Raw genomic sequence first — 1,191 nt, forward strand, 5'->3', positions numbered from 1 at the left:
GTGCTCTTCCGAGCCACGGGGCTGCGCTGGGGTTTGCGGGGGCCTGCGGCGCGCCACCGGCCACCGAAGGGGCGGCGGGCAGCCCGGCGGACAGAAATTCCACGCCTTCGGGCAGACAGGCGGGGGCCAGCTCACGGTGCAGCAGCGGAATGTAGAGCACGGGATGTTCGGAAGCGTTGTGCATGGTCACCATCGGTAAGGGCTTGAAGTCTGTGGAACCGCGTGGACGGGGAACAGGGCGCAGGACGCCATGGCCGTTCACGCCCCCTGGAACCGTTCGCAGATGCCGTCGCATCGGGGCAGCAGCAGCACGCACACCCCCTCGCGGAAGTGGGTGCAGTCCAGCCAGTCCTCCGCGTCGCCGCACCCGCCGCCCGTACAGGACGGACAACGCGGGGGCGGCGTGTAGTCGGCGCACAACCCGCCGGGCGGCGGAATGGTGGCCAGGCGGCGCTCCCACAGCGCCGTAGCCTGCTCCGAGGACAGGTCGAACGTTTCCGCCTGTTCGAGGAAATGGTCATAGGCGCGGACGATGCGCTGTTCCTCGTCGCAGCGCCAGTCCTCGTTCAGGCCGGGGTTCATGGTCTCGTCCACGGCGCAGTGCCCCGCCTCGTGAAAGCGGCAGTTGATGCCGGGCAGCCGCATGACGCGGCCCCGCCCGCCCGTGACGGGAGAGCTGCCGGGGGCGTCCGGCCCGACGGCAGTCCCCGTGCGCTCGGGGGGCCTTCCCCCCTTGCCGGGATTCTCGCCGTTCTTTTCAAAGGTCATGCCGTCTCCAGCGCGTGGGGCCAGAAGGCCATGCCGCCATCCAGCACGTAAAGGTCGGTGGCACCCAGGCCACCCAGCATGCAGGCCACGCTCCAGGCAGCATCAGAGGTCGCCGCCACCAGCACGATGGGGGTGAAGCGCGGCACCTCGTCCTGCAACCGCTTGCGCAACTGGGTGTGCGGGATGTTGTACGCGTCGGGCACGTGGCCCGCGCGCCAGTCGGGCGCGCTGCGCAGGTCCAGGGTGAAGAATTCCGCCCCGGCCTCGCGCGAGGCGATGAATTCGTCGGAGGTAATGCCGAAGTAGCGGCCCGCAAGCTTGTTGGACAGCACGGCCGCGGCGCGGCGCAACAGTTCGCCGGCGCCGCCGGGCAGTTCCGCCTGGGCCAGATCGGCCACGCGCATGCCCGAGCGCAGCGCAAGC

The 1,191-nt window shown here is 70.4% G+C and carries 2 protein-coding genes and 1 pseudogene; all 3 read right to left on the reverse strand.

Features of this window, described 5'->3' with window-relative positions; all coding sequences use genetic code 11:
- Positions 1-184, reverse strand: a pseudogene (locus FVW27_RS16420) (hypothetical protein); the annotation flags it as partial.
- 74 nt (positions 185-258) lie between these two features.
- A complete protein-coding gene (locus FVW27_RS16425; protein WP_167127196.1) occupies positions 259-768 on the reverse strand; it encodes a hypothetical protein in 510 nt (169 codons plus the stop codon).
- On the reverse strand, positions 765-1,191 hold a 427-nt coding region (locus FVW27_RS16430; RefSeq protein ID WP_167127199.1), incomplete at its 5' end, for a rhodanese-like domain-containing protein. The genes FVW27_RS16430 and FVW27_RS16425, both read right to left, overlap by 4 nt.

The organism is Nitratidesulfovibrio liaohensis, from assembly GCF_011682075.1.
Lineage (GTDB): Bacteria > Desulfobacterota > Desulfovibrionia > Desulfovibrionales > Desulfovibrionaceae > Cupidesulfovibrio > Cupidesulfovibrio liaohensis.

Coding starts and splice junctions, on each gene's coding strand:
- FVW27_RS16425 (WP_167127196.1), bottom strand. CDS start 768: ATGACCTTTGAAAAGAACGGCGAGAATCCCGGCAAGGGGGGAAGGCCC.